The organism is Achromobacter sp. 18P8.1.1 (genome assembly GCF_057799415.1).
This window is the reverse complement of the sequence record NZ_JBYOKH010000072.1, coordinates 22,045-30,221: the sequence shown is the minus strand read 5'-3', so window position 1 is coordinate 30,221 and position 8,177 is coordinate 22,045. Positions and strand designations below refer to the sequence as shown.

The following is an 8,177-nucleotide window of genomic DNA, read 5'->3' as shown; positions in this document are numbered from 1 at the left end:
CGCGCCAGGGCGCGGCGATCAGGCGAAAGGGGCCCATTGCGGAAGTCTCCAGGTGTCGGGTGCGAAATGCCCGATCTGCCGGCGACTGTAGCCAAGCGGCTGCGCGCTGCCCAATGCCGGGCGCGCAAGCAGGCTATACCCAAATTGATATATGACTTTTCATTCATGCTTGTCACGCATAGCATTCAGGGATGAGCGATACGCAACCCTTGCCCTATCTGCGGCGGCTGGACATGAACCTGCTGCTGACCTTCGACGTGCTGATGCGCACCCGCAGCGCCACGGCCAGTTCGGCCCTGCTGCACAAGACGCAGCCCGCCATCAGCCGCGACCTGGCGCGCTTGCGCCGGCGGCTGGAGGATCCGTTGCTGGTGGTGGTGAAAGGGCGCTTCATCCCGACCGAGCGGGCGCTGGAGCTGCACGCCGCGGTACACGACGCGCTGGCGCAGATCGAATCGGCGCTGCGTCCCCCCGAAGCCTTCGATCCCGCGCGGGCCAGCGGCGTCGTCAACATCGGTACCGGCGCGCACAGTGAAATCCTGCTGGCCGCTCCCCTGCTGGAAAGGCTGCATCGATTGGCGCCGGGCATTACGCTGCGCTTCCAGTCCGTGCACGGCGATTTCGTGCCCGACGACCTGGACGCCGAGCGGCTGGACATTGCCATCGGCCTGTTCGGCAAGGTGCCGGCGCGCTTTCACCGCGACACCCTGCTGCGCGACCGTCGCGTCTGCGTCGTGTCTTCGCGGCATCCGTGGGCGGGCCGCAAGGCGCTGACGCTGGCCGACCTGCCTGCCATCAAGTGGTTCGCTTTCGCGCAGATGTACGGCCGGGAAACCAACTTCGACCGTGCCTTGAAGCCGGATGCCGCGCGCCTGGAGTTCTCGGCCTACCTGTCGGGGTTCGGCATCACGCCCTACGTGCTGCTGGATACGGACTACGCCACCACCATGCCCGCCAGCGTGGCGCAGGCGCACAGCCGGCACTTTCCGTTGGCGGTGCTGGAATTGCCCGCGCGTCTGCGCAAGATCGAATTCGTGATGGTATGGGCGCGCCGCCAGCACACGTCGCCGCAGCAGGCGTGGCTGCGCGACCAGATCCGCGAAGTGCTGCAGGAGCGCGTGGGCGCTCCTGCAGCCCAGTCGGCTTAGGAGCCGACCTTCTTGCCCGTCGCCACGTCGATCACCGAGCCGTCTTCCAGGCTGACGCGGTAGATCTCGCGCACGACGTTGCCGGCAAAGCCGATTTCGACGATGGACACGTCCTTGAACGTGGTGTTGATGCCGTCGGGCAGCACGGCGTTGAACTTGTCGGACTCCTGCTTCATGGCGTCCTGCAGGCGGGTGTCGTAGATCGCCATGCTGTAGACGAGCGTGGTGTGCGGGTTATGGGCGCGCACCTCTTTGCCGTCCTGCATGATGTTGACGCCGCTGACGCCCATCGTCTTGACCAGATCCTTGCCTGCGTCGCCCATCTTGGCGTAGACGGGGCCCGTCACGCGCGGCAGCGGGCCGTCGCGCAAGGGGGCCAGGGCGGCGGTCGTCACCGTGTTGTAGCGCATCATGTCTTCGAACCCCTGGCCGCTTTTGACGACGCCCAGGTCCAGCCACCACGGGTGGCCTGCGCCCTTGGCGGCTTCGGTCGGGTAGAAGGTCTTCAGCGTGACCTGCAAGGGGGCGGGCGGCTTGGGCAGCGCGCGCAGCATGCGGGCAGGCGTCTCGGGGTCGGCGCTGTGGATATGGACCACAGTCACATGCGGCATGTTTGGCGTTTCGGCCTCGGTTTTCAGGCCCAGCGCCAGCAGGTCCTGCTTGAGCGTGCCGGTGATCTTGGCGTCCAGAACGGCGTTGACGTCCTGCGGCAGGCGGTAGACCACGCCGTAGGTCGCCTTGTGGGCGCGGAACTCCGGTTTGTCCAGGGCGCTGTTGTCGATGGGCGCCGCAGCATGGGCCGCGAACGAGGAGGCGAACAGGCCGAGGGCGGCCAGGTGGAATGCACGTTTGATCATGGGGAATCCCTTGTCGTTGTTGACGTGACCCGCGAGAGTCATCCGCAGTGTGGCCACTGCGGATGTACGGGGTATTGCACCAGCCGAAAGAATCCCGATACCAGTCGCTGCTTGGCCGATAGGTGGCGGCCGCGGATGGTATCCGCCTGGGGGTCCGTCAACCCTGAAAGGGGGGCTCGCCCAGGCCCTAGACCAGGAAGACGATGGCCACGATGGCGATGCCCAGCACCAGGTTCACGCCGACCCAGCGGCGGATGCCCGCCATGGCCTGGCCGCCTTTGGGCCAATCGGACGCAGCCACGGCAGCGGCAAGGCGCTTGTAGAGCGCAAACCGGATATGGCCGAAGATGGCCATCATTACGATCCCACCGCCGGCCATCAGCGTCCAGGCCAGCGGCATGAAGAAGGCGCCGCCCGTGCGCACGGCCTGGCTGGCTTCCTGCCCGATCATCGACACGCCCGTCAGCAGGATCAGCACGATCGCGGCCAGCACGGCGTTCAAGAAGGGGCCCAGCACCGACGCCATCAGCTTCAGGCGCGCGGGCGGTTCCAACTGCGCGGCCGCCGGCCGCAGGAAACAGTGCGCGAACAGCATGCCGCCGACCCACAGGATCACGGCGATCACATGGATGAACTTCAAGACGCTATAGAACATGGGGGGGCTGCCTGCAAGGGGAGGGCCGCGGGGTGCGGCCCGGTCTGTCCCCATCATATCGCCGCAACAGAATCTGGCGCGGACTTGACCAGAATCATGGTTTTGCATTTAGAATGAGATTGATTTCTATTTGTGTATAGCGTTCTGGGAGCCCGTCGTGCCGAACCCTGTGCTCGCTTCAGGCGACGCCGTTCAACTTTTGTACCGCACTCATCATGGATGGCTGCACAACTGGTTGCGTGCGAAATTGGGCAACACGTTCGATGCGGCCGATCTGGCCCAGGACACGTTCGTGCGGGTGCTGCGGCACCGCCACGAACTGGACGCTCTGCGCGAACCACGCGCCTACCTCACGACGATCGCCAAGCGCCTGCTGCTGAACCATCACCGGCGCCGCTCGGTGGAAGAGGCGTACCTCGAAGCGCTGGCGCTGATGCCGGAAGCGGTGGCGCCGTCCGCCGAGCATCGCCTGATCATCCTGGAAACGCTGCAAGAAATTGACGAAATGCTGTCCGGGCTGTCGCTCCCGGCGCGCCAGGCGTTCCTGATGGCGCAACTGGAAGGGCTGAGCCACGGTGAAATCGCCGCGCGGCTGAACGTGTCGCTGCGGTCCGTGCACCGCTACATCGCCCGCGGGTTCGAGCAATGCATCATGGCGGTGATGTGAGCGCCCCGGCCGGAGAATTGCCCGCCGTCGAACGCAACGTGGCGCGCGAAGCGGCGCGATGGCTGCTGCGCCTGAGTTCGGGCCGCGCAACCGACGCGGACGTCCACGCCTGCGATCAATGGCGCGCCAGCAAAGCCGAACACGAATACGCCTGGCAGCGTGCGCAACGCGTGAACGAACGCTTCGGCCTGATCCCGGCGGCGCTCGGCATGGCCACCCTGAACCGGCCTGAATTGCAGCAGCGCCGCGCGGCCCTGAAGGCGCTGGTGGCGCTGGTGGTGGCCGGCCCCGTGGGCTGGGCCGCCTGGCGCGCCGATCCCCTGGACTGGACTGCCGACTACCGCAGCGGCCCGGGCCAGCGGCGCAACGTGGCGCTTGCCGACGGCTCCACCCTGCATCTGAATACGGCCAGTGCCGTGGATGTGGCGTTTGACGCCGCGACCCGCCTGGTGCGGCTGCGTTCGGGCGAGATCGCCGTGCACGCGGTGGCGGACGCCTCGCCCCACCCGCGCCCGTTCGTGGTGCGCACGAGCCTGGGCGATATCGAGGCGATGCCGTCGCGCTTCTGCGTGCGCCAGGACGGCGGGCATTGCCAGGTCAGCGTGCAGGAAGGGCAGGTCCGCGTCAGCAGTGGCGCGCATCCGGGCCGCATGCTGAGCCTTGTGGCGGGTGAGCAAGGCAGCCTTACCGAGGGCGGCGTGTCCGCGCCGTCGGCCGCTGATCCGCATGCCAGTGATTGGATGCGCGGCGTGCTGTACGCCAATCAGTTGCGCCTGGACGCCTTTGCTTCCGAATTGGGGCGATACCGCTCCGGCGTGCTGCGCTGCGATCCGGAGATCGCGCATCTGCGTATCTCCGGCGCCTTCCAGTTGAACGACACCGATGCCGTGCTGGCCGCCTTGCCCGCGACCTTGCCGGTGCAGGTGCGCTATCGCACGGCCTATTGGGTGACCATCGGGCCGCGGGAGGCAGCGGCGTGATTTTCCGTTGTTACAAAATACCGGCGCCCAAGCTGTCCGATTCGCGATTCACGAGGGTCATGGTCTGTATAGGCAAACGAATGCCGATACCCGTTGGATCGAAAGGACGACCATGGCTTATCTCCCCGCCGGCCGCGCAAGCGGCTCCCACACCGCTCCGGGCGCGCAGGTCCGGCTGACCCGCCTGACTTGCGCCGTGCATGCCGCGCTGGCGTTCGCCGCCGTGTCCGGCGCCATGCTCCCGCTGGCCGCCGCGCATGCGAAATCGACCGCGCAGGCGTCGGCCCAGGCTGCGGCGCGCGGCTATCGCATCCCGGCCGGCGCGTTGGCCGAGGCTCTGCCGCGATTTGCCGACAGCGCGGGCGTGACCGTGCTGTTCGACGCCAAGCTGGTGGGGCAGCGCCGCACGGACGGGCTGGAGGGCACGTATTCCGTGAATGAAGGTTTCGCGCGGCTGCTGGCCGGCAGCGGCTTGGCCGTGCAGGAACGCACCGCAGGCGTGTTCGTGCTGCTGCCCGCGCCGCAGCCTGGCGTGACGCTGCTGACGCCGGTCCAGGTGGAAGGCGAGGGCGCCGTCGTGACGCCCGCCTGGGAGACCAGCACCGACCGCAAGCAGATGGACGATCTTCAGATCAAGAACTGGAGCGACCTGGGCAAGCGTGCCGAAGCCGGGGTGAACTTCAACCGCACGACCAACAGCATCAACATCCGCGGCCTGGACCAGGACCGCGTGCTCACGCGCGTGGACGGCATCCGTCTGCCGTGGCTGGACGATGGCGCGCGCGGCGTGAAGGGCGGCCTGGAGGCCGTGGACTTCAACAGCCTGTCGCGGCTGGATATCGTGCGCGGCGCGGATGCGACCGGGGGCGGCTCCGGCGCCCTGTCCGCCACCGCTGACCTGTACACACTGGATCCGTCCGACCTCTTGACCGACGGCAAGACGTTCGGCGCGTTGGCCAAGACCGACTACGATTCTGCCGACGCCAGCTGGGGCGCCAACGCCGCGCTGGCGGGCCAGATCCACAGCAACACCTTCTGGCTGGTGCAGGCGGGCGTGCGCAACGGCCACGACATCGACAACCGCGGCGACGTCGGCGGTTATGGTCCCAAGCGCAGCCAGCCCAGCCCCGAAGACTACGACCAGCAGAGCTTCCTGATGAAGCTGCAGCAGCGTGTCGAAGGCGGCCATCGCTTCGGCCTGACCGGCGAATACTTCAAGCGCCGCGCCGACATCGACAACATGTACGACCAGGGCGCGGGCACCAGCTACCTGTACGGCGAGAACCGCACGAAGAAGGAAACCGAGCGCGAGCGCGTGTCTTTCGATTATTCCTACAAGGCGCCCAGCGAAGGCAGCCTGATCGACACCGCCACCGCCGTCGTCTACTGGCAACGCATGCGGCTGGACAACGCGCTGGACGGCGTGCGCAGCGTGGATTCCCGCGCGTACTTCATCCCCGGCGATCCGTTCCGCTACGGCTTTCCCAGCGGCCCGTACGGCCGCAGCAACTCCATCCAGCAGACGCTGTTCGGCGTGAACGGCGAACTCACCAAGCGGCTGGGCGGCGCCTCGGTGTCGCAGCTGTGGACGGTGGGCGGCGAGTGGTACGGCAACAAGACCGAGCAGAACTCCAGCGGCTACGACAATTGCCCCGTGCTGCGCCCGGGCACCCCCGCGCTGTTCGGCCCGCGTTCGTGCGACATGCTGCACACCAACCAGGCCGACGTGCCGCAATCCAAGGGCAACCAGTGGGCCCTGTGGGTGCAGGACGAATTCACCTTCGGCGACGGCCGCTACACGGTCATGCCGGCCTTGCGCTACGACCACTACGAGCAAAAGCCGCAGTCCACCGCCAGCTACGAAAGCAATCCCAACGCCGGCGCCTTGCCGCCGTCCAACAGCGGCAGCCGCTTCTCGCCGAAGTTGCTGGGCACCTGGAAAGCGATGGAGCAGTTGAGCGTCTACGCCCAGTACGCCTACGGATTCAAGGCGCCCACCGCCAGCCAGCTCTACACCAACTACGGCGGACCAGGAACCTATCTGCGCGTGGGCAATCCCTATCTGAAGCCCGAAACCAGCAAGGGTTGGGAGTTGGGCGCCAAGATGGGCACCGACGACCTGGGCGGTGCGGTATCGTTGTTTGATAATCGTTATCAGAACTTTATTGATGCGAATCAGCCACTAGACGCGAATTCGCCGCAGTGGCAGCCGGGTTGGGCCGGGCAGTACCCGCTGGGCATCACGGGTAACGTGAACCGCGCCAAGGTCCGCATCTACGGCGCCGAAGCCAGCGCGCACTGGAAGTTCGCGCCGGGGTGGCGCACCTGGGGCTCGGTGGCATGGACCGTGGGCAAGGACGAAGGCACGGGGCAGTACCTGAACTCGGTGGCGCCGCTGAAGGCCATCCTGGGCGTGGGCTACGGCCGTGACGTGTGGGGCGTGGATGCCTTGCTGACCACCGCGCTCAAGCGCGACAAGGTCGAGTATCCCGACAGCACGCCCACGGCGGCGAACGCCGACTTCCAGGCCCCGGGCTACGGCGTGGTGGACTTGATGGGTTATTGGCGCCCCGCGTCAGTGAAGGGGCTGCAGGTGCAGGCTGGCGTGTTCAACCTGTTCGACAAGAAGTACTGGGAGGCCATCAACGTGCCGACCGCGGGTACCCAGGTGCTGCCGCGCACGGTGGATTGGTACACGGAACCGGGCCGTAGCGTGCGCGTGTCGCTGACCTACCAGTATTGATTTCGCGCCGCCGCCGCCCGCAGGTGGGCGGCGGCGGTTTTTCAAGAATGCTTTGCTCCGGCCGGAGGGCCCACGATGACGAATCAAGATTTCAACTCCCGCGCGCAAGCGCTGCGCGCCCGCAACGACGAATTGGCGGCCTCGCAACCCGGGCTGCGCGCCCGCAACCTGGCCCAGGCGCTGGGCGTGTCCGAAGCCGAATGGGTTGCTGCCGGCTGTGGCGGCGTGACGGCGACGGCGCTGCACGGCACGCCGCAGGCCATCTTTCGCGAACTAGGCACGCTGGGCGAGGTGATGGCGCTGACGCGCAACGACTGGTGCGTGCACGAACGTCACGGCGAATACCTGGACATCCAGGCCGACGGCCCGGTGGGCCTGGTGTTGGGGCCCGATATCGACCTGCGCGTGTTCTTCACGGCCTGGAAGTCCGCCTGGGCGGTCCAGCAGGACGGGCGCCATAGCCTGCAGTTCTTCGACGGCGCCGGCGTGGCGGTGCACAAGGTCTACCGCACCGACGCGACGGACGCCGCCGCCTACGAGGCGCTAGTCGCCAAGTTCGCGGGCGAGCCGCAGTGGCCGGAAACCACCGCCTATGCGCCCGCTACCGACGCCGAAGCAGTCGAGGACGCGGCGGGTTGGCGCGAGGCGTGGCTGGGCATGAAAGACACGCATGAGTTCTTTCCGCTGCTGCGCAAATTCAAGGTCTCGCGCCTGGCCGCGCTGGCCGCAGCCGGCGAAGACCTGGCGCAGCCCGTGCCCGCGGATTCCGTGGAACGCATGCTGCAGTCGGCCGCGGAATCCGGCCTGTCGATCATGTGCTTCGTGGGCAACCGCGGCATGATCCAGATCCATAGCGGCCCGGTCGAGCAGTTGCGCCGCACCGGCCCCTGGTACAACGTGCTGGACCCGAAGTTCAACCTGCACCTGGACACGACCGCCATCGCATCGGCCTGGGTAGTGAACAAGCCCACGTCCGACGGCTGGGTGACGTCGCTGGAGGTGTATGCCGCCAACGGCGACCTGATCGTGCAGTTCTTCGGCGAACGCAAGCCGGGCAAGCCTGAACTGACCGGCTGGCGCGAATTGATGGTCAGCCTGTGCGGCGCGCCCTTGGCCGTCTGAGGATC

Annotated in this window: 7 protein-coding genes; 5 read left to right on the top strand and 2 right to left on the bottom strand. The window is 67.0% G+C overall.

The annotated features are described in order from the left end of the window. Positions 1-191: 191 nt before the first annotated feature. Positions 192-1,148, top strand: a complete 957-nt coding sequence (locus AC27VE_RS28975) for a LysR family transcriptional regulator (RefSeq protein WP_006222621.1) — start codon at positions 192-194, stop codon at positions 1,146-1,148. Here the strand turns inward: AC27VE_RS28975 and AC27VE_RS28970 are convergent. Together AC27VE_RS28970 and AC27VE_RS28965 are read right to left on the bottom strand one after the other, a co-directional pair. After that, positions 1,145-2,005 carry a hypothetical protein gene (locus tag AC27VE_RS28970; RefSeq protein WP_424625118.1) on the bottom strand — a complete coding sequence of 287 codons (861 nt, stop codon included), beginning with the start codon at positions 2,003-2,005 and terminating at the stop codon, positions 1,145-1,147. The genes AC27VE_RS28975 and AC27VE_RS28970 overlap by 4 nt on opposite strands. Before the next feature lie 187 nt (positions 2,006-2,192). Then, on the bottom strand, positions 2,193-2,660 hold the full coding sequence (locus tag AC27VE_RS28965) for a CopD family protein (protein WP_006222623.1): 468 nt from the start codon (positions 2,658-2,660) through the stop codon (positions 2,193-2,195). Positions 2,661-2,817: 157 nt separating this feature from the next. On the opposite strand from AC27VE_RS28965, the gene AC27VE_RS28960 reads away from it, so the two are divergent. The 4 genes from AC27VE_RS28960 (at position 2,818) to AC27VE_RS28945 (ending at position 8,172) form a co-directional block, all read left to right on the top strand. Continuing rightward, on the top strand, positions 2,818-3,327 hold the full coding sequence (locus AC27VE_RS28960) for a sigma-70 family RNA polymerase sigma factor (protein WP_006222624.1): 510 nt from the start codon (positions 2,818-2,820) through the stop codon (positions 3,325-3,327). Then, a complete protein-coding gene (locus AC27VE_RS28955; protein WP_488705683.1) occupies positions 3,306-4,307 on the top strand; it encodes a FecR domain-containing protein in 1,002 nt (333 codons plus the stop codon). The genes AC27VE_RS28960 and AC27VE_RS28955 overlap by 22 nt, the downstream gene beginning before the upstream one ends. Positions 4,308-4,419: 112 nt before the next feature. Then, positions 4,420-7,050, top strand: a complete 2,631-nt coding sequence (locus AC27VE_RS28950) for a TonB-dependent receptor (protein WP_488705682.1) — start codon at positions 4,420-4,422, stop codon at positions 7,048-7,050. A 75-nt stretch (positions 7,051-7,125) separates the two neighbouring features. Continuing rightward, entirely contained in the window at positions 7,126-8,172 is a 1,047-nt protein-coding gene (locus tag AC27VE_RS28945) for a hemin-degrading factor (RefSeq protein WP_488705681.1), read from the top strand. Positions 8,173-8,177 lie beyond the last annotated feature (5 nt).